The sequence below is a fragment of the Thalassovita aquimarina genome (assembly GCF_018219815.1).
GTDB lineage: Bacteria > Pseudomonadota > Alphaproteobacteria > Rhodobacterales > Rhodobacteraceae > Thalassobius > Thalassobius aquimarinus.
The window spans coordinates 45,693-65,355 of sequence record NZ_JADMKU010000004.1; the positions used below are offsets into that span (position 1 = coordinate 45,693).

Genomic DNA, 19,663 nt, shown 5'->3' on the forward strand with positions numbered 1-19,663 from the left:
TTTCTTGGCGGCAAATACCCCCGCCGGAGGCTGGCACCGCCCCCCTCCGCGGGGGGCGCGGTGCCATCATGTTTCCAAGGCGGCCTTACTCGACCATCGCCTTGTATTCGTCCTCGGTCATGAAATCGTCGAGCACGGCAACGTCGTCGATCTTCATCTTGAAGAACCAGGCCTCGCCAAGCGGATCCTCGTTCACCTTGCCGGGTTCGTCGACGATCGCTTCGTTGACCTCGACGATCTCGCCGTCGACCGGCGCGACGATGTCGCTGGCGGCCTTGACGCTTTCGATCACCACGATCTCGTCGCCCTTGGCGACCTTGGTGCCGACCTCGGGCAGTTCGACGAAGACGACGTCACCCAGCGAGGTGCTGGCGTGTTCGGTGATGCCGACGACGACCAAGTCGCCATCGACCTGCAGCCATTCATGATCTTCGGTAAATTTCATTGGCCTGGTCCCTTTTCTGTAAGCCTAATCTTATCTCTTGAAACGCGCCGGTACGAAGGGCAGCGACACGACCTCGACAGGTAGCCGCTTGCCCCGCACCTCGCCATAGATAACCGTACCGGGGGCGGCCAGATCAATGGGCACGTAGCCCATCGCGACCGGTCCCTCGACCGACGGTCCGAAACCGCCCGACGTAATCGTGCCGATGGGCGTTTCCTTCTCTTCGCCGGCGAACAGCTCCACCCCTTCGCGCATCGGCGCGCGGCCCTGCGGTTTCAGACCGACGCGGGCGCGTTCGGCGCCGTTATGCAGTTCCGACAGGATGTGGTCGGCGCCGGGGAAGCCGCCTTCGCGGGCGCCGCCCGAACGGCGGACCTTCTGGATCGCCCAGTTCAGTCCGGCCTCGACCGGGCTGGTCGTTGTGTCGATATCGTGACCGTAGAGGCAAAGACCGCCTTCCAGCCGCAGGCTGTCGCGGGCGCCAAGCCCGATCGGCATCACCCGGTCATCGGCCAGCAGCGCGCGCGCCAGCGCCTCGGCGGCCGCGACGGGGACCGAGATTTCGTAGCCGTCTTCGCCGGTATAGCCCGAACGCGAAACCCAGCATTCGGCGCCTGCCAGTTCGACCGTGGCCACATCCATGAATTTCATCTCCGCGACCGCCGGGTTCAGCGCCGCCAGCACCGCCTCGGCCTCGGGCCCCTGCAGCGCCAGCAGCGCGCGGTCCGCGATCACCTCGAGCGTCACGTCCGATGGCAGGCCGGCGCGCAGATGGGCGATATCGGCGTCCTTGCAGGCGGCGTTCACGACCATGAAGATGTGATCGCCGCGATTGGCGAACATCAGGTCGTCGAGGATGCCGCCCTCATCATTGGTGAAGAAGCCGTAGCGCTGGCGGTTTTCGGCCAGCCCGGCCACGTTGACCGGCACCAGCTTTTCCAGGGCCAGCGCGGCGGTCTCAAAGTCGGCGGCGCGCAGGATCACCTGGCCCATGTGGCTGACATCAAACAGCCCGGCATGGGCGCGGGTGTGGAGGTGTTCCTTCATCACGCCCGCGGGGTATTGCACCGGCATGTCATAGCCCGCGAAGGGCACCATCTTGCCGCCCAATTCGCGGTGCAACGCGTCCAATGGCAGGGAAATCAAATCGCTCATGGCCGTTCCGATCCTTGTCGCTTCCGGTCCGGCGATGAAAGCCCCGTTCCGGCATCAATTCTGCGCGGGGCGGGCCCTCGCGCGTTTCGATGCCCCCTCTGTCCTGTTGCCTGAGATCGCTATCCCTTCGGCGGACGCCCTTGCGGCGCCACTCTCCAGAGTTTGTCGGTCCGATCGGTCCCTTGGGCCTGAGAGTTTCCGGGGCGGTTGCTCCTTCGGCACCGGCAAAGCCGGTTCTCCCGATCGGTTGTCCCGTGATTAGCCCAGACGTTTTCTTTCGGCAAGAGGTCGTTTTTGAAATCTTGGCGGTCAGTTTCACCGCCCCGCCGCCCGTTCAGGGGCCGTCGCAGGCATCCGGATCAGAGCCGGACAGAGGCCCGCACTCTTTTTCGGGCGGATTGTCAGCGATCGCAGGTAATAGGCGACATGATCTGGAGCAGGTGGTCATTGCCGCAGACCAGAGAATCCAGCGTGATCGTGTCGAGATGCTGATAGAACGCCTCGGCCGCGTCGGCGATGGCCAGCTTCAGCCGGCAGGCATCGATCAGCGGGCAGGTGTTGTCGTCATCGGCAAAGCATTCGGCCAGCGGCACCGACGCCTCCAGTTCCCGGAAAACGTCGCCGATATGGATTTCCTGGGGATTGCGGGCCAGCGTGATACCGCCGTTGCGCCCCCGCTGTGTCCTCAGATACCCGAGTTGACCAAGCTGGTTGATCACCTGAGCCAGATGGTTTTCCGAGGCGTTGCACCGTTCCGCGATTTCCGATTTCGTGACCAGCCGGTCGCCATGGGCCGAACAAAACATAAGGATTCGTATCGCGATATTCGTGCGCTTGGTGATCCGCAAACTTAGCTCCCTCCTCCTCTGCGGCGACTGAGTGACCTCCGTCAGTACCGCCGCAGAATGAATTCGATCAAGCGATCGATCATTTCCCACCGGTATTTAGATTCGATGGATTGAATTTGATCAACATCTGAATAGGTTAATCGGATGACAAACGCATTTTTCTTTGGCTATGGGTCGCTCGTTAACCGCAAAACACACTCTTACGGGGAGGCTCATCGCGCCTGCGCTACCGGGTGGCGAAGGGTTTGGCGCCACACCGCGTTGCGCCCGGTCGCCTTCCTGACCGCGATTCCCGATCCCGGCGCCCGTATCGAAGGCCTGATCGCCGGGGTGCCCAACGGCGATTGGCGGGCGCTGGACGCGCGCGAACACGCCTATGACCGGGTCGATCTGAGAGATCTCGACGATCATCCGCTGCCCTTCGCCCCCAAGGCCGCGATCTATTCGATCCCCGAGGGCAAGCATGGTGCGCCGTCGATGGCGCATCCGATCCTGCTGAGCTACCTCGACGTGGTGGTGCAGGGATATTACCAGGAATTCGGCGAAGACGGCGTAGACCGGTTCTTCGCCACCACCGATGGCTGGGACGCGCCGATCCTCGACGACCGGGCGGCACCGCAATACCCGCGCCACCAGGCCCTGTCATCTGCGGAAATCCGGCTGGTCGACCGGAAGCTGGACGATATCGAGGCGCGGCGCGTGCCGCTGACCGCCGCCCATACCGAGGTCCTGCACCGGGCCCGCGGCGAATAACCGGTACGGCGACGCGCCGGCATCACCCCGTAAGTTGGCCACCCCCGCCTTTTGCTGCGCCACCCCATACCAATGGGCCGGTCAAGTTCATGCCCGGCCCGCCGTTGTAAATAGTGGGAAAGCGGGTACCCGGATCGATTTTCGAAAACTCCGCATGATTTGAAGAAATCAGAGAAGGCCAATCGGCGCCGACCTGCCACACAAGGCGCGAAGGGTTTTCCGAAGGGGGTAAGAATGGCCAAGAACAAGATGAAGACCGTCCAGCAGGTGATCCGCAAGCGCCGCCTGTTCGCCGTCTCGGCCGACGACATGGTGCGCCAGGCCTGCAAGATCATGAACAATCGCGAACTCGGCGGGCTGCCGGTGATCGACGCGCAAAACCGCCTGCTGGGCATGATCAGCGAACGCGAGGTCGTGCGCGGCTGCATCGGCGAACACCGCCGCGCCGCCACCACCCCGGTGGGCGAGGTGATGGAAGCCAATCCCGCCTTCGCCGAACCCGATGACAGCATCATGATCGCGATGGCCAAGATGATGCAGAACAATGTCCGCTATCTTCCGGTGGTGCGCGGCGGCATCGTGACCGGCTGCATCGGCATCCGCGAACTGGTGGACGAACTGAGCTACCTGGCGATGCAGAACGTCGGCATCATCGACAAGGCCCTGCCCCAGCTGCACGAAGAACTGGTCTGATCCGGGCGGATCACCCGCCGCGACATTCACGGTTCGGCCTGGGTCTGCAGCAACGGCCATAGCCCCCGTTTTGGCCCTGCTGCCTTCCACCCAGTGCCGAAAAAAGGAAAGCCCCGCATCCTCCCAGGAATGCGGGGCTTCTCCGGTTCGGAAATTCGGAAGATCAGTCGCGGGCGCGCACCACCTGCAACAGCGGCATCACGTCGCCCATGTCCGGACCGTGGCTCTTGCCGGTCAGCGCCTTGCGCAGAGGCATGAACAGGCCCTTGCCCTTGCGCCCGGTGGCGGCCTTCACCTCGGCCGTCCAGTTGCCCCAGGTGTCGCCGTCGAACGGCCCCTCGGGCAGCAGCTTCATCGCCTCGGCGATGAAGTCGCGGTCCTCGTCCTCGATCACCGGTTCGGCGCCGTCGCGGAACAGCTCCCACCATCCCTTCAGGTCGGCGCGGATGGTGATGTTTTCCCGCGTCACCGCCCAGAACCGCTCGGCCAGATCGGCCGGCACGCCAAGCGCCGCGATCTCGTCGGCCACCGCCGCATAGGGCAGCGTCTGCAGGTAATGCGCGGTCAGCGGGAACAGGTCCTGTTCGTCGAACTTGGTCGGCGCCGCGCCGAAGCGGGAGATGTCGAAGCCTTCGATCAGTTCGTCCATCGATCCGCGCAGCTCGACGGGGTCCGACGACCCCAACCGCGCCATCAGGCTCAGCAGCGCCATCGGCTCCACCCCCTGCTCGCGCAGGTCCTTGATCGCCAGCGTGCCCAGCCGCTTCGACAGCGCCTCGCCCTGCGGGCCGGTCAGCAGCGAATGGTGGGCGAATTCCGGCACGTTACCGCCAAGCGCGCGGATGATCTGGATCTGGGTCCCGGTGTTGGTCACGTGGTCCGATCCGCGCACCACGTGGGTGACGCCCATTTCGGTGTCGTCCACCACCGAGGCGATGGTGTAAAGCACCTGCCCGTCGGCGCGGATCAGCACCGGGTCGGACACCGAAGCCGCGTCGATCGAAATGTCGCCGAGGATGCCGTCTTTCCATTCGATCCGTTCGTGATCGAGCTTGAAGCGCCAATACCCGCCGCGGTCCGCCCGCAGCTTGTCCTTTTCTTCCTCAGACAGATCCAGCGCGGCGCGGTCATAGACCGGCGGCTTGCCCATGTTGAGCTGCTTCTTGCGCTTCAGGTCCAGTTCGGTCGGGGTTTCGAAACATTCGTAGAACCGGCCGATCTCGCGCAGCTTGTCGGCGGCCTCGGCGTAACGGTCGAGCCGTTCCGACTGCCGTTCGATCCGATCCCAGGTCAGGCCCAGCCATTCCAGGTCGCGCTGGATCTGGTCGACATATTCCTGCTTCGACCGCACCGGGTCGGTGTCATCGATGCGCAGGATGAAGGTACCGCCGGCCTTGCGGGCGATCAGGTAGTTCATCAGCGCGGTGCGCAGGTTGCCGACATGGATGTAACCGGTCGGCGACGGGGCGAAACGGGTGGTGGTCATGGCAATCTCCTGTTGCCCGGTCCCATGTCACAGGCGCGGGCGTTTGTCCAGAATGGCGCGCATGCCGCCCTCCCATTCACGTTCGCGTGAAATCAAGAGGAACAACCGGTGCGCGCGCTATCGTTGCCGTCATCAGCATCGTTTCAGGGAGAGATCAGAATGACCACATCACTGACCCGCCGCAATCTACTGACCGGGGCCGCAGCCCTGCCTCTGGCAGCCGCCAGCGCCGGGCCGCTTTCCGCCGCCGCCGATATGCTGGGCGCCACCCCGCCGCGCTTCAACCGCTTCCGGCTGGGCGGTTTCGAAGTCACCACTCTGCTGGCAGGCACCCGTACTGTGCCCGAGCCGCAGAAGATCTTCGGGTTGAACGTGAGCGAAAAGGAATTCGCCGAGGTCTCCGCCGCCAACCACATCCCCGCCGACATGGCGCAGTTCTTCTTCACCCCGACCGTGGTGAATACCGGGGCCGAGCTGATCCTGTTCGACACCGGGCTGAATCCGGAAGGCATCACCGGCGCGCTGAACGCGGCCGGTTACGACGCAGGCCAGGTCGACAAGGTAGTGATCACCCATATGCATGGCGACCATATCGGCGGGCTGATGGGCGAAGCGGGCGAAACCTTCGCCAACGCGACCTATGTGACCGGATCGACCGAATTCGACAGCTGGGCGGCGATGGAAAACGAAGGCTTCGAGGCAAAGGTGCGGCCGCTGGCCGAAAAGGCCACCATGCTCGGGGACGGTGGCAGCGTCGCCGGCGGCATCACCGCGATGGCCGCCTTCGGCCACACGCCCGGGCACATGGCCTACATGCTGGAAAGCGAAGGGAAACAGTTGTTGCTCGGTGCCGATTTCACCAACCACCATGTCTGGTCGCTGGCCTATCCCGACTGGGAGGTGCGCTTCGACCGCGACAAGGCGGCGGCGGCGGCCACGCGGCGGCGCCTGCTGGGCATGCTCTCCGCCGACAAGATCCCGTTCATCGGCTATCACATGCCGTTCCCCGGACTGGGCTATGTCGATCCCCGCGGCGACGGGTTCCGCTACATCGCCGCCAGCTATCAACACATGCTGTAACCCCGGGTTCCGAGACAGCCCCCCGCCTGCCCTGTTTCCTCCCCTTTCAGATGTCGCGGGCGGGGGCGTTTTATTCTTTTCACCGGCTGGCCGCCGGGCGCGCGCGGCCAATCGGCCCTTGGCACGGTGGCACCGCCGGTGCCATGTTGCATGCGAACCAAGGGATCGTTGCATGCAGGACATCCTTACCATCACGCTCAACCCGGCGCTGGACATGGCCACCGCCACCGACCACGTCTCGGCGGGGCCCAAGCTGCGTTGCGACGCCCCGCGCAACGATCCCGGCGGCGGCGGCATCAACGTGTCGCGGGTGATCCGGACGCTGGGCGGGCAAAGCCGGGTTCTGGTGGCGGTGGGCGGACCGCTGGGCGACACGCTATGCGGCTTGCTGCGGCACGAAGGGCTTGACCTGCTGCCCATCTCCGCGCCGGGAGACACGCGGCTGGATCTTGCCGTGACCGACCGGTCGAGTGGCGGGCAATACCGTTTCGTGATGCCCGGGCCGGACTGGACCGGGGCGCATCTGACCGACCTAATGGGAATGCTGGCCGACACCGTGCCGGACCGTGGCTTCGTGGTGCTGAGCGGTTCAATGCCCCCAGGGGTGCCCGATGATTTCCCCGACTGCCTGGGCGATGCGCTGGCGCATCGGCGCGCACGGCTGATCGCCGATCTGTCCGGCACCGCACTGAAGACGATTTGCATCCCCGCCGCCCGGCCGGTCACGCTGCTGCGGATGAACCGGTTCGAAGCGCAGGACATCGCCGGGCGCGCCCTGACCTCGCGCGCTGCCAGCGCCGGTTTCGCCGCCGGGCTGGTGCAAAGCGGTGCTGCGGAAATCGCCGTGGTCGCCCGCGCCGCCGACGGGTCGGTGATGGCCACGGCCGAGGGTTGCTTCCACTGTGGCGCCCCCGAGGTTCCGGTACGCAGCAAGATCGGCGCCGGCGACAGTTTCGTCGGCGGCTTCATCCTGGCGCTGGCCCGCGGCCTGCCGCCGGAAGAGGCGCTGCGCCACGGCACCGCGGCGGCCACGGCGGCGGTGATGACCGAAGCGACCGAGCTGTGCACCCGCGCCGACGCGGACCGGCTTCTGCCCCTGTGCAAGGTTGAACCGCTAACGGCGGAAACCGCCTGATTCCTTCTTCCTTTCGATAAATATCCCGGGGGAATCGGTGAAAATTTCTTGGGATTTCCACAGACGGGGGCAAAGCCCCCCAGCCCGCTACCTGAAGGCGGGGCCGTGCGCCCAGATCGTCAGCGAATGCCGTTCGCCGCGCGTGACCGGCGTCACCCGATGCAGTAGCATCGAGGGGAACAGTGTCGCGCAGCCACGGTTGCGGCTGGCGGCCACGACATGGGCACTTGGCATGACTTCCAAATCGCCGCCATCATAGTCGTCGGAGGCAGACAATTGCACCACCATGGTCAGCTTGCGCTTGGCCGCCAGCGCGCCGTCGCCGATATCGGAATGCCATCCGAAATGGCCCTCCCTTTCGGCGCCGTAGCGCGCCACCTGCGGGCTTTCGGCGAATTCGCGCAAATCGAAATCAAAGACATCGCGATTGGCCGTGCGCACCAGGTCGATGATCCGGTCCATCACCCAGTCGGCTTCGGGCACGTCGTCCAACCAGACCAGGTCGGCGCGGCGGATATTGTGATCGCGGGTCAGCCCGACCAGCCGCGCGTCATTGGCTGGCTGCTGTGCAACCAGGGATCGGACACGGTCGCATTCATCGGGCGAAAACGCCCCGGGGATCGAATGCACGTTCAACACGGGAATCACCTTTCCTAAACTTCCGAAGGGTGACATGGCTAAACACAATTCGCATCCCGCGCGCTGGCCGGATCGCGACCTCGTGGTCGTTTTTGAACCGCCTGCCTAGGACGGATCGCGCCAGCGATTGACGATCGGGTAGCGCCGGTCCAGCCAGAACGCCCGCGGGCTCAGACGGGTGCCCGGCGCCGACTGGAACCGCTTGTATTCGCTGATGTAAAGCAGGTGCTCGATCCGCTTGACCGTGTCGCGGTCATAGCCCGCGCGCACGCAGTCCTCGACCGAGGCCTCGGCATCGACCAGCAGCATCAAAATACCGTCCAGCACCTCGTAGGGCGGCAGGCTGTCTTCGTCCTTCTGGTCCGGGCGCAGTTCGGCACTGGGCGGCTTGTCGATGATCGACACCGGGATTACCTCGCCCTCGGGCGCCTGCATCCAGTCGCGGTGATTGGCGTTGCGCCAGCGGCAGCAGTCGAAGACACGGGTCTTGTACATGTCCTTGATCGGGTTGTAGCCTCCCGCCATGTCGCCATAGATGGTGGCGTAGCCGACCGCGACCTCGGACTTGTTGCCGGTGGTCAGAAGCATTTCGCCGAACTTGTTGGAAAGCGCCATCAGCAGCAGCCCGCGCAACCGCGACTGGATGTTTTCCTCGGTGATGTCGGCGTCCCGGCCCTCGAACAGCGGCGCCAGCGTGTTGGTGACCGCGCCGCGGCTTTCCGCGATCGGCACGAAATCGTAACGGCAGCCGAGGTTTTCCGCGACCTGCTTGGCATCGTCGAGCGATCCTTGCGACGTGTATTCCGACGGCAGCATCACGCAGCGCACGTTTTCCGGCCCCAGGGCGTCGGCGGCGATGGTCGCCACGATGGCGCTGTCGATGCCGCCCGACAGGCCCAGCAGCACCTTGCCGAACCCGGTCTTGCCGCAATAGTCGCGCAGGGCGGTGACCATGGCGCGGTAATCCTGCTCCATGTCGTCTGGAACATGCGCCTTGGCGCCCGGTTCGATGCGCCAGCCTTCGTCGCCCCGCACAAGGTCGACATGGGCGATATCTTCATCGAACAGCGGCATCTGCAGTGCCAGTTCACCGCCCGGGTTCAGCGCGAAGGTGCCGCCGTCGAAAACCTGATCGTCCTGCGCGCCGGCGAGGTTGAGATAGATCAGCGGCAGGTCGGTTTCGACCACGCGGGCCACCATCAGGTTCTGCCGCACTTCCAGCTTGTTGCGGAAATAGGGCGACCCGTTCGGCACCAGAAGGAATTCCGCCCCGGTCTCGGCCAGCGTTTCGGCCACGTCCTCGTACCAGCTGTCTTCGCAGATCGGGCTGCCGATGCGCACGCCGTTCAGCGCATAGGGCCCCGCCAGCGGGCCGCTGTCGAAGATGCGGACCTCGTCGAACACGGTCTCATTCGGCAGGTGATGTTTCAGCACCCGGTGCGCCACCTTGCCGTGCTTCAGGATGAAGTAGGCGTTGTAGAGCTTGCCGTCGTCCACCCAAGGGCCGCCGATGCCGATCGCGGGACCGTCGGCGCAGTCCTCCGCCAGCTTGTCCACCGCGTCCATAGCGGCGCGGTGGAAGGCAGGTTTCATCGCCAGGTCCTGGGTGTTGTAGCCGGTGATGAACATTTCCGGGAACGCCACCATGTCGGCCCCGGCGTCGCGCGCGGTTTCCCAGGCGTCACATGCCTTGGCGGCGTTGCCGGCCAGATCGCCCATCGTCGGGTTGAGCTGCGCCAGCGTGATGCGAAATCTGTCTGCCAATGTCCCGTTCCCTTGCGGCCTTTCCCCCGATTTATCAGATCGGTGAGCGAGGGAAAGCCGATTTGCGCCAAAACACATTGTCACCCCGGGGGCTGTCCTCTAGTTTCCCAACTGTTTCAACGGGGAAACGGCAAGCGCGTCGGGAACAGCAGATGGCGAACATGACGAAGAAGCGGATCGTTTTTGCAAGTCTCTTCAGCGGTGCGGCGCTGCTCGCGTCGCCGGGTGCGGCGCAGGACGGGCAGGTCCTGAGCAAGCAATATGACGATGGCGGCGTCTATGAGGGCACCTTCCGCAACGGGCTGCAGCACGGCACCGGCACCTACCGGCTGCCCAACGGCTATGAATATACCGGTCAGTGGGTCGATGGCGAAATCAAGGGCAAGGGCGTGGCGCGCTTTCCCAACGGATCGGTCTACGAGGGCGATTTCGAGAAGGGCAAGCCGCAGGGGTTCGGCAAGATCGTGTTCGCCGACGGCGGCACTTACGAGGGCGAATGGCTGGCCGGCAAGATCACCGGACAGGGCATTGCCGTCTATGCCAACGGCGTGCGCTACGAAGGGGGTTTCCGCAACGCGATGCATCACGGCCGCGGCACGATGCAATCGCCCGGCGGATACGTCTACGAGGGCGACTGGGTCAACGGCGTCAAGGAAGGGCTGGGCAAGATCACCTATCCCGATGGCGCGGTCTATGACGGCCAGGTCCGGCGCGGCACCCGCGAGGGCCAGGGCACGCTGACCATGCCCGACGGGCTGGTTTACACCGGTCTGTGGAAAGATGGGCAGATCAACGGCAAGGGCAAACTGACCCAGCCTAACGGCGACGTTTACGAAGGCATACTGGCCGGAGGCCGCCGCGAAGGCGAAGGCATGGTCACCTATGCCAACGGCGACACCTATGTCGGCGCCTTCAAGGCCGACAAGCGCCACGGCCACGGCGTGTTCACCGGCAGCGACGGATACCGTTACGAAGGCAACTGGACCGCCGGTCAGATCGAGGGCGAAGGCACCGTCACCTATCCCGACGGGTCGATCTATACCGGCCAGTTCCGCGACGGGCTGGCCGACGGGATCGGCAAGATCACCTACCCAGATGGCGCCACCTATGAGGGTGACTGGAAGACCGGGGTGATCGACGGCCAGGGCAAGGCCACCTATCCCAACGGGATGAGCTATGAAGGCGGTTTCGTCAACGCGCGCAACGACGGGTTCGGCATCATGACCCATGCCGACGGGTACCGTTACGAGGGCAACTGGAAGGACGGCCAGCGCCATGGCGAGGGCACCGCGACCTATCCCGACGGCACCGTCTACAAGGGCCAGTTCGCGGGCGGCAAGCGCGACGGCATGGGGACGCTGACCATGACCGGGGGCTTCCGCTACGAGGGCGAATGGAAGGACGGCGAAATCTCGGGGAGAGGCATCGCCACCTATTCCAACGGCGATGTCTACGAAGGTCACTTCCTAAACGGCAAGCGTCAGGGCGCAGGCACGATGCGCTATGCCACCGGGCAGGAAGCGACCGGCACATGGCAGAACGGCGCTCTTCAGGCGGAAGGGACAGAACCGCAGCCCGAACCGGAAACCCAGCCGACGGAGTGACACCGGCAGCGTCCGGGAAGCCGCGACGCGGGCGACGCTTTGCCGTTCGGCAGGCCTTTGTTAAAAGCGCGCACCCTATCCGTCCCGCAGCCCGCGCGCCCATGCCAGCCCGGCCAGCATCACCGCGAAAGGCAGCAGCCAGATCACCCGGCTCTGATACCGGTCATCCACGCCCGACAGCCCCCCGGTCACCGCGGCATTGAGCATCAGCCCCACAAGCACAAGGATCACCAGCGCGACCGCTTCGCGCGCGGGACCGCGATGTCGCGCCACGCCCAGTAGCAACGCCGCAGCGGCCAGCGCGATGCCGGTGCTGATACGGTAAACCCGGCTGAGCCTGACGGGCTCATAGGACAGCCCCGGCAGCGATGCCAAAAGCGGGGCAGGATCGATCAGCGGGGCATCGACGAAACGGACGGGTTGCAGCGCGCCGATTTCATCGACACGCCAGCGGAAGAACTGGGCCACCGTATTCGACAGCCCCGCCCCGATCACGCCGGCAGGATCGTGACGCAACACCGCCACGGCGAACCGCATCTGTTCCTGCGACAGCCGCGCCCGGATGTCGGGACCAGCGGCTTCATATATTCCCCTGTGCGGGTCGTCCGACCACAGCAGAACGTTGCTGTACCAAGCCGCATCCCGTGCGCGCAGCCTGGCGGCGGGCATCCGGTCGACAAAGCCGCAGATCGCGAAGGCGGGATCGGCGCAATGTGAGGACAGGTAGTCGAAGCCCGGCCCGTCGGCCACCAACCGCGCGGTCAGGAAGGGCGGGCGCAGCGGTGCGGCGCCGTAATGGCGCTCCACCAACCGGGTCACGCTGCCCTGCCCGGCTGCGAAAACCAGCACCGCCAGCAGCACGGTGATCAGCCCGCGCGCCGGGAAACGGCCGGTCAATAGCCGGGCCAGCCCCGCCGCGACCAGCGCCAGGCTTCCGGCGACCAGAACGTGGCTCGTGTGAAACAGCATGGTTCCCGTCAGCAGCACCGCCCAGACCACCCGCTGCCCCCATCCGATGCGCGCATCGAACGCCATCAGGTTGACCACCGCAAGGATCGCCACCCCGGCGGATAGGTCGGGCATCATGTAATCGGTGTATAGCGCCAGCGGCGTGACCGCCGCCAGAACCATGACCAGATAGGGGGCGCTGGTTCCGGCCCCCGGGACGTTGCGGGCCGTCAGCGCGATCACCGTCAGCACGACCAGCGCCTGAACCAAAGCCGGCCCCGCCCCGTCGGCCAGCAGTACCGATCCCAGCAGGAAGCCCCCGAACCACGGCGACCGGGCAGAGGAAACGGATTGATCCTGTTTCGTTGCCGGGGACGTTTCGACGGCGGTTTCCGCCGCGACCGGGCCGCCGGGATCGGATTGCATGCCTTCCGCGACCAGCCCGGCCTCGATGCCCAGCACCACCCGCACCCCGGTGGCGGCACCATTCAGGTAGGGCTTGGTATCGGAAAAGGCGATCGGCCCCTTGTAAAGAAACAATGGCCACAGCAGAAGCAGCAAGGCCCCGAGCCAAGGCAGGCCAGATCTCATCATCGTCATGTTCCTTCAGGATGGCCCCGGAGCCAGGATCAAAAGGCCTGCGTCATCAAAATCATCGCACGGAGCGTAGGCGGCGTAAAAATGCCTGTCAACGCATCGGGATAGCGCATGCCCGAGCGCCTTGCCAACGGCCCGGCCTACTGCAAAATCCGTCCCCGCGCCTGCATCGGGGTCATGCCGGTCCAGCCCTGGAAGGCGCGGTAAAATGAATTCGGATCGCGGAAAGCCAGCAGGTAGGAAATTTCCTCGACGCTCATGTCGCCCTGCGACAGGTAGCGCAGCGACAATTCCGACCGCGTCGCGTCAAGCAGCGTCTGGAACGTCTCTCCTTCAGCCTTCAGGTGGCGCTGCAGGCTGCGCTTGCTCATGTTCAAAAGCGCGCTGACCGCATCGGCCGAGGCAACGCCACTGGGTAACAATTCGACCAGCGTCGCGCGCACCCGATCCGCGATCGATACCGGGGCGTCACGTTCGGGCAGCTGCCGGCGCAGGTCGACCTCCAGCATCGCCCAGAAATCATCATTATGCGAAATCAGCGGCCGTTCGGCATCCGCCGCGCGCAGCACCATCCGCGCCGTGTCCCCCGGTTGCGGCGACACGCCGAAGAAATCCTCCAACCCTGCTCGCGGCCCGCCACCATCGGGCATGTGAATGGCCAGCGGCACGATATGTTCTGCGGTGAAGCGGCGGGCGCATTCGAGGAAATAGACCAGTTCGAACGCAGACACGCCGGGGGGCATCGGCGCATCCGGGTCCGACGACCCGATATCCAGCGCAACCGTGTCGCCCGCGCGCCGAACGCGCAGCCGGACCGGCGCGACCAGCGGTTTGAACAGTGCCAGCCGGGTCAGGCCGATTTCGATATTCGGGCTGCAGGAAAAGGCCAGGATCGCCGGCACGTAGGGCGCCTGGGCGAATTGCCGGCCCAGGCTCAGCGCCAGGTCTTCGCGGCGGACCTCGTCGAACCCGGCCTGCCACAGCGCGTAGAATTCCCGCGCCGTCACGCCCTTGCCTTCGTGATCGAGGAAATCCGGCGCCAGGCCGACGCGGCGCAGCAGGCGGTCTTCGTCGATCTTCAGCATGGCGCAGAATTGCCGCGTCATCTTGGCGACGGGATAGCGTTTTTTCTGGCTCATCGGCGCTCACATTCCACAGGTTCATCAGCCGCAACCAGCGACAGGATAGGCAATGCCGCCCCCCGCGATCCATACAGCGCCAGCGCGTTGGCGCCCTAAGTTATAACTTTGGCACGATCCGCAAGTTTAATAAAGCGATTGCAGCGCTATCTTGAGGGGAATTGACGGATTAGCGCGGGAGAACGCGGATGAAACTGGTGGTGAACGGGACTTCGCACGAGGTCGATGTCGAGGCCGAGATGCCTCTGCTCTGGGTACTGCGCGACGAGATCGGGCTGACCGGAACGAAATACGGCTGTGGCGTTGCCGCCTGCGGCGCCTGCACGGTGCATATCGACGGGGTGGCGGTGCGGTCCTGCCAGACCCCCGTCGGCGACGTTACGGGGGCCGTCACCACGATCGAGGGGCTGGGCGATCCGGCGGCGCTGCACGCGGTGCAAGAGGCCTGGGCCGAACACCAGGTGGCGCAGTGCGGCTACTGCCAGTCGGGCCAGATCATGCAGGCCGCCGATCTGCTGGCGAACAATCCCGATCCGTCCGACGCCGATATCGACGAGGCGATGTCGGGCAACCTGTGCCGCTGCGGCACCTATCCCCGGATTCGCGCAGCGGTGAAAACCGCCGCGACCAAGATGCAGGAGGCCTGAGATGAGCCGTGTTGGAAAAATCGCCCGCCGCAGCTTCCTGATCGGGTCGGCCGCCATCCTTGGCGGCGTGGCCTTCGGCGTCTACCGGGTAAAAACGCCCTATGCCAATCCTTTGGAGTACGGGCTGGCCGAAGGGTCGGCCACCTTCAACCCATGGGTTTTGATCGATGCTGAAAAGGTCACGCTGATCACGCCCCATGCGGACAAGGGCCAGGGTGTCGCCTCAGCCCAGGCGGCGCTGATCGCGGAGGAGTTGGATATAGAGTTCGGCCAGTTCGAGATCAGTTTCGGCGCCCCGGACAAGGCCTATTGGAACACCGCGATGGCCGCCGAGGGTGCGCCCTTCATGGCCAGCGACGACAGTTTTCTAGCAGAAACCACGCGCGGCGTGATGGGCGGCGCGATCAAGCTTCTGGGGATGCAGATGACTGGCGGGTCCAGCGCCATGCCCGACAGTTTCGTCAAGCTGCGCGAAGCCGGCGCGGTGGCGCGCGAAACGCTGAAGCTGGCGGCCTCGAAACAGACCGGCGTTCCGGTGGCGCGGCTGAAGACGGCGAACGGCGCGGTGCAACTGCCCGACGGGACAGCGCTGAAATACACCGAACTGGCCGGTATCGCCGCCGGGCTGGACCCGGTGCGCAATGTCAGCCTGCGTGCCCCGTCCGAATGGCGGCTGATTGGCAAGCCGATGCAGCGGCTGGACATGCTGGCGAAGGTGACCGGCACGCAGGGCTATGGCATCGACTTGCAGATCGACGGCATAGTCCATGCCACGGTCCGGATGAACCCGCGCCAGGGCGGCGCGATCAACGGCTATGACGACAGCGCGGCAAAAGCCATGCCTGGGGTGAAGGCCATCCTGCCGATCACCGGCGGCGTCGCGGTGGTGGCCGACAACACATGGCGCGCCTTCCAGGCGGCGGATGCGATAGACTGCGACTGGGGCCCCGCGCCCTACCCCGCCGAACAGGACGATCACTGGGCGGAGGTCGCGGCGTCGTTCACCAAGGACCAGCTCGACAAGACATGGCGCGACGAAGGCGATGCGGCGGCGGCGACGGCCCAAGGCGCGTTCGAAGCCGAGTACCGTTCGCCCTACGTGGCGCATCAGCCGCTGGAACCGTTGAACGCGGTGATCCGGGTGACGGACGAGGCTGTCGATGTCTGGTCCGGTCAGCAAGTGCCGCGCCTGTTGCAGCAGATCGTGGGCAAGGTGACCGGCCACAAGCCCGCTCAGGTGCGATTCCACAACCAGTTCATCGGCGGCAGTTTCGGCCACCGGCTGGAATTCGAATACCTCAAGCAGGCGGCCGAAATCGCCAAGCAGATGCCCGGCACGCCGGTCAAGCTGACCTACAAGCGCGAGGAGGATTTCGCCCATGACTTCCCCCGCCACATCGCGATGGCGCGCGGCAAGGGCACGGTCGCCGACGGCAAGGTGGTGGCGATGGACCTGTCGATCGCGTCGCCTTCGGTGATGACGTCGCAGATGGGCCGGGCCGGCATTCCGGTGCCGGGGCCGGACATGCAGATCGTCGCCGGGGCGTGGAACAACGCCTATGCGCTGCCGAACCTGCGGGTGCGGGGCTATCGGGTGCCGGAACTGGCGCCGGTATCGTCCTGGCGGTCGGTCGGGGCGGCGGGGGCCGGGTTCTTCTTCGACAGCTTCCTCGACGAACTGATCCACGAGGCCGGGGCCGACCCGATGGCGGAACGCATCCGGATGATGAACCACGACCTGTCGCGCAAGGTTCTGGAAACGGTGGCCGAGATGTCGTCATGGGGCGGCGAATTGGCCCCGGGGAAGGGCCGCGGCGTCGCCTTCGTGGAAAGTTTCGGCGTGCCCACGGCGGAGGTGGTCGAGGTCACCAACACCGATGACGGCATCCGCATCGACAAGGTCTGGGTCGCTGCCGAGGTGGGCCAGGTGGTCGACCCGGTGAATTTCGAAAACCTGGTGCAGGGCGGCGTCGTCTTCGGGCTTGGCCATGCGATGAACAGCCGGATCACCTATGCCGACGGCATGGCGGAACAGGCCAATTTCTGGGACGCGGAAGGTATGCGGAATTACCAGTGCCCCGAGATCTTCGTGAAGGGGCTGGAAAACGGCAGCAAGGTGCGCGGCATCGGCGAACCCCCGGTGCCGCCCGCCGCCCCCGCGCTGGCCAACGCGATCTTCGCGGCGACCGGCAAACGCTTGCGCGAAATGCCGTTCAACCAGTTCGTCGATTTCGTCTGACCATCGCGGCCCGGCATCACGCCTTGGGGCGTTCGGATTTGGGATCGTACATCGGGGCGAGGCTTGCCTCCGCCTCGACGATCCGGCCCGCGACGTCGATCTGGTAGGTCGATCCAAGCAGGTCATCGGCCTTTTCGCCCGGGGTGCGGCAGGGCACGTAGCCCATGCCGATCGCGCCGCCAAGCGCGTGACCGTAATTGCCCGAGGTGACGAAGCTGACGATCTTGCCGTCGCGCAGGATCGGTTCATTGTGGAACAGCAGCGGTTCGGGGTCCTTCAGGCGGAACTGCATCATGCGGCGGCCCAGCCCTTCCTCGCGCTTGCGCAACACCGCGTCGCGGCCGATGAAATCGCCCTTCTTGGTCTTCACCGCGAAGCCCAGGCCGGCCTCCAGCACGTGGTCTTCGTCGGTGATGTCATGGCCGAAATGGCGGAACGCCTTTTCGATCCGGCAACTGTCCATCGCGTGCAGCCCGCACAGCTTCAGCCCCAGCGGTTCGCCCGCTTCGACGATGCTTTCCCAGACATGGGCGGCCTGATCGGAACTGACATAGATTTCCCAGCCCAGTTCGCCGACATAGGTCACGCGGTGGGCGCGGGCCAATCCCATGCCGATCTCGATCTCGCGCGCCATGCCGAAGGGGTGGGCTTCGTTCGAGAAATCGTTGGGCGATACCTGCGCCAGAACATCGCGCGCCTTCGGCCCCATCAGCGGCAGCACGACTTCGGACGCGGTCACGTCGAGGATGGTGACCGCCGCGTCGCCGACATGGCGGCGCAGCCAGGCGAGGTCGCGCTGCAAGGTGGCGCCGGGCACGACGAGGAAGAAGGAGTTTTCGGCCAGCCGCGTCACGGTCAGGTCGCATTCGATGCCGCCGCGCGCGTTCAGCATCTGGGTATAGACGATGCGGCCCGGATCGACATCCATCTGGTTGGCGCAGACTGTCTGCATAAAGGCCAGCGCGTCGCGGCCATCGACGCGGATCTTGCCAAAGGAGGTCATATCGAGCAGCCCGACGCCGGTCCGCATCGCCATATGTTCGGCGCGCTGGTTGTCGAACCAGTTCTGCCGCTTCCAGCTGTAGCGGTATTCGCGTTCCTGGCCCGGATCGGCGAACCAGTTGGCGCGTTCCCACCCGGCGGTTTCGCCGAAAACCGCGCCCTTGGCCTTCAGGTGTTCGTGCAGCGGCGAGCGTCGCACCCCACGCGCGGTTTCGGGCTGCCGGTAGGGAAAGTGATCGGCATAGAGCAGGCCCAGCGTTTCGCTGACCCGTTCGCGCAGGTAACGGCGGTTCTTCTGGAACGGCTGGGCCCGGCGGATGTCGATTTCCCACAGGTCGAACGGCGGTTCGCCGTCGTTCATCCACTGGGCCAGCGCCATGCCCGCCCCGCCCGAGGACACGATGCCGACCGAATTGTACCCGGCGGCGACCCAGTAGCCTTTCAGTTCGGGCGCCTCGCCCAGGTAATAGCGGTCGTCGGGGGTGAAGCTTTCGGGGCCATTGAAGAAGGTGTGGATGCCCGCCTCGGCCAGCATCGGCATCCGGTTGACGCCCATTTCGAGGATCGGTTCGAAATGATCGAAATCCTCGGGCAGCTGATCGAAACAGAAATCTTCGCTGATGCCGTTCATGCCCCAAGGCTTGGCGACCGGTTCGAACGCGCCAAGCATCATCTTGCCCGCGTCTTCCTTGTAGTAGGCGCATTCGTCCGGCACCCGCAGCACCGGCATTTGGGCCAGGTCGGGGATGTTTTCGGTCACGATGTAGAAATGTTCGCAGGCATGCAGCGGCAGCGTCACGCCGTTTTGCGCCGCCAGGTCGCGGCCCCACATGCCGCCGCAATTGACCACCATGTCGGCGGCGATATGACCCTCGTCCCCGGCGCTTTGCCAGTTGACGCCGGTCACCCGGCCGTTTGCTTCGGTCACGCCGGTGACCTTGACCTGTTCGACGATCTTCGCGCCGCGCGCACGCGCGCCCTTGGCCAGCGCCAGCGCGATGTTGGCCGGATCCGCCTGCCCGTCCTTGGGCAGGTGCACGCCCGCGACCACGCCGTCGATGTTCATATGCGGGTAAAGCGCCTTGACCTCGTCGGGGGAAAGTTCGTTCACCTCGACGTCGAAGGCACGGGCCATGCTGGCCTGACGCAGGATTTCTTCCTTGCGTTCCTCGGTCAACGCAACGGTGATTGACCCGCATTGCCGGAACCCGGTGGCCAGCCCGGTTTCGGCTTCCAGCCTTGTGTAGAGATCGGCGGAATACTTCGCCAGCCGGGTCATGTTCTGGCTGGCGCGCAATTGACCGACCAGACCGGCCGCGTGCCATGTGGTGCCGGATGTCAGCTGCTTGCGTTCCAAGAGGACGATATCGGTCCAGCCCAGTTCGGCCAGATGATAGGCGACGGAGCAGCCGGAAATACCGCCCCCGATGATGACAACGCGGGCCTTGGTGGGAAGATCAGTCATGGGCGCACCCGTTTTTTCGGCAAA

General features: G+C 65.1%; 16 protein-coding genes and 1 riboswitch. Of the genes, 7 read left to right on the plus strand and 9 right to left on the minus strand.

All coding sequences use genetic code 11. The features are described from left to right. Positions 1-85: 85 nt before the first annotated feature. The 3 genes from gcvH to IT775_RS05855 form a co-directional block, all read right to left on the minus strand. Positions 86-445, minus strand: a complete 360-nt coding sequence (gene gcvH / locus IT775_RS05845) for a glycine cleavage system protein GcvH (protein ID WP_212700153.1) — start codon at positions 443-445, stop codon at positions 86-88. Between the two features lie 30 nt (positions 446-475). Beyond that, positions 476-1,600, minus strand: a complete 1,125-nt coding sequence (gene gcvT, locus IT775_RS05850) for a glycine cleavage system aminomethyltransferase GcvT (protein WP_212700154.1) — start codon at positions 1,598-1,600, stop codon at positions 476-478. Between the two features lie 165 nt (positions 1,601-1,765). Next, positions 1,766-1,852: riboswitch (glycine riboswitch) on the minus strand. A gap of 149 nt (positions 1,853-2,001) precedes the next feature. Beyond that, a complete protein-coding gene (locus tag IT775_RS05855; RefSeq protein WP_212700155.1) occupies positions 2,002-2,448 on the minus strand; it encodes an RrF2 family transcriptional regulator in 447 nt (148 codons plus the stop codon). Between the two features lie 144 nt (positions 2,449-2,592). Here IT775_RS05855 and IT775_RS05860 point away from each other — a divergent pair, with 144 nt between their 5' ends. After that, the gene (locus tag IT775_RS05860; protein WP_212700156.1) at positions 2,593-3,201 is read left to right on the plus strand and encodes a gamma-glutamylcyclotransferase family protein; all 609 of its coding nucleotides are present in this window, start codon (positions 2,593-2,595) and stop codon (positions 3,199-3,201) included. 234 nt (positions 3,202-3,435) lie between these two features. Next, positions 3,436-3,894 (plus strand): CBS domain-containing protein, encoded by a 459-nt coding sequence (locus tag IT775_RS05865; protein ID WP_212700157.1) that lies wholly within the window; start codon positions 3,436-3,438, stop codon positions 3,892-3,894. 163 nt (positions 3,895-4,057) lie between these two features. On the opposite strand, the gene gltX is transcribed toward IT775_RS05865, so the two are convergent. Continuing rightward, on the minus strand, positions 4,058-5,380 hold the full coding sequence (gene gltX, locus IT775_RS05870) for a glutamate--tRNA ligase (RefSeq protein ID WP_212700158.1): 1,323 nt from the start codon (positions 5,378-5,380) through the stop codon (positions 4,058-4,060). A gap of 159 nt (positions 5,381-5,539) precedes the next feature. On the opposite strand from gltX, the gene IT775_RS05875 reads away from it, so the two are divergent. Continuing rightward, entirely contained in the window at positions 5,540-6,460 is a 921-nt protein-coding gene (locus tag IT775_RS05875) for an MBL fold metallo-hydrolase (protein WP_212700159.1), read from the plus strand. Between the two features lie 172 nt (positions 6,461-6,632). Beyond that, positions 6,633-7,595 (plus strand): 1-phosphofructokinase family hexose kinase, encoded by a 963-nt coding sequence (locus IT775_RS05880; protein WP_212700160.1) that lies wholly within the window; start codon positions 6,633-6,635, stop codon positions 7,593-7,595. 87 nt (positions 7,596-7,682) lie between these two features. Here the strand turns inward: IT775_RS05880 and IT775_RS05885 are convergent, their stop codons facing one another. Together IT775_RS05885 and IT775_RS05890 are read right to left on the minus strand one after the other, a co-directional pair. Then, positions 7,683-8,234, minus strand: coding sequence for a 2OG-Fe(II) oxygenase (locus IT775_RS05885; RefSeq protein WP_212700161.1), 552 nt, complete (start codon positions 8,232-8,234; stop codon positions 7,683-7,685). 105 nt (positions 8,235-8,339) lie between these two features. Then, a complete protein-coding gene (locus IT775_RS05890; protein WP_212700162.1) occupies positions 8,340-9,998 on the minus strand; it encodes an NAD+ synthase in 1,659 nt (552 codons plus the stop codon). Positions 9,999-10,150: 152 nt separating this feature from the next. Here IT775_RS05890 and IT775_RS05895 point away from each other — a divergent pair, with 152 nt between their 5' ends. Continuing rightward, positions 10,151-11,602 carry an MORN repeat-containing protein gene (locus IT775_RS05895; RefSeq protein ID WP_343231112.1) on the plus strand — a complete coding sequence of 484 codons (1,452 nt, stop codon included), beginning with the start codon at positions 10,151-10,153 and terminating at the stop codon, positions 11,600-11,602. Positions 11,603-11,677: 75 nt separating this feature from the next. Here IT775_RS05895 and IT775_RS05900 read toward each other — a convergent pair whose 3' ends face one another. Both IT775_RS05900 and IT775_RS05905 read right to left on the minus strand, forming a co-directional pair. Beyond that, complete coding sequence (locus IT775_RS05900; RefSeq protein ID WP_212700163.1) at positions 11,678-13,144, minus strand: hypothetical protein; 1,467 nt, start codon at positions 13,142-13,144, stop codon at positions 11,678-11,680. A 143-nt stretch (positions 13,145-13,287) separates the two neighbouring features. Next, a complete protein-coding gene (locus tag IT775_RS05905; RefSeq protein ID WP_212700164.1) occupies positions 13,288-14,286 on the minus strand; it encodes an AraC family transcriptional regulator in 999 nt (332 codons plus the stop codon). Positions 14,287-14,474: 188 nt separating this feature from the next. Here IT775_RS05905 and IT775_RS05910 point away from each other — a divergent pair, with 188 nt between their 5' ends. Together IT775_RS05910 and IT775_RS05915 are read left to right on the plus strand one after the other, a co-directional pair. After that, positions 14,475-14,933, plus strand: coding sequence for a (2Fe-2S)-binding protein (locus tag IT775_RS05910; RefSeq protein WP_212700165.1), 459 nt, complete (start codon positions 14,475-14,477; stop codon positions 14,931-14,933). Between the two features lies 1 nt (position 14,934). Then, positions 14,935-17,172 (plus strand): xanthine dehydrogenase family protein molybdopterin-binding subunit, encoded by a 2,238-nt coding sequence (locus tag IT775_RS05915; RefSeq protein WP_212700166.1) that lies wholly within the window; start codon positions 14,935-14,937, stop codon positions 17,170-17,172. A 16-nt stretch (positions 17,173-17,188) separates the two neighbouring features. On the opposite strand, the gene IT775_RS05920 is transcribed toward IT775_RS05915, so the two are convergent. Next, entirely contained in the window at positions 17,189-19,639 is a 2,451-nt protein-coding gene (locus tag IT775_RS05920) for a GcvT family protein (protein ID WP_212700167.1), read from the minus strand. Positions 19,640-19,663 lie beyond the last annotated feature (24 nt).

Coding starts and splice junctions, on each gene's coding strand:
- IT775_RS05910 (WP_212700165.1), top strand. CDS start 14,475: ATGAAACTGGTGGTGAACGGGACTTCGCACGAGGTCGATGTCGAGGCC.
- IT775_RS05880 (WP_212700160.1), top strand. CDS start 6,633: ATGCAGGACATCCTTACCATCACGCTCAACCCGGCGCTGGACATGGCC.
- IT775_RS05895 (WP_343231112.1), top strand. CDS start 10,151: ATGGCGAACATGACGAAGAAGCGGATCGTTTTTGCAAGTCTCTTCAGC.
- IT775_RS05860 (WP_212700156.1), top strand. CDS start 2,593: ATGACAAACGCATTTTTCTTTGGCTATGGGTCGCTCGTTAACCGCAAA.
- gltX (WP_212700158.1), bottom strand. CDS start 5,380: ATGACCACCACCCGTTTCGCCCCGTCGCCGACCGGTTACATCCATGTC.
- IT775_RS05875 (WP_212700159.1), top strand. CDS start 5,540: ATGACCACATCACTGACCCGCCGCAATCTACTGACCGGGGCCGCAGCC.
- IT775_RS05920 (WP_212700167.1), bottom strand. CDS start 19,639: ATGACTGATCTTCCCACCAAGGCCCGCGTTGTCATCATCGGGGGCGGT.
- gcvT (WP_212700154.1), bottom strand. CDS start 1,600: ATGAGCGATTTGATTTCCCTGCCATTGGACGCGTTGCACCGCGAATTG.
- IT775_RS05865 (WP_212700157.1), top strand. CDS start 3,436: ATGGCCAAGAACAAGATGAAGACCGTCCAGCAGGTGATCCGCAAGCGC.
- IT775_RS05915 (WP_212700166.1), top strand. CDS start 14,935: ATGAGCCGTGTTGGAAAAATCGCCCGCCGCAGCTTCCTGATCGGGTCG.
- gcvH (WP_212700153.1), bottom strand. CDS start 445: ATGAAATTTACCGAAGATCATGAATGGCTGCAGGTCGATGGCGACTTG.
- IT775_RS05900 (WP_212700163.1), bottom strand. CDS start 13,144: ATGATGAGATCTGGCCTGCCTTGGCTCGGGGCCTTGCTGCTTCTGCTG.
- IT775_RS05905 (WP_212700164.1), bottom strand. CDS start 14,286: ATGAGCCAGAAAAAACGCTATCCCGTCGCCAAGATGACGCGGCAATTC.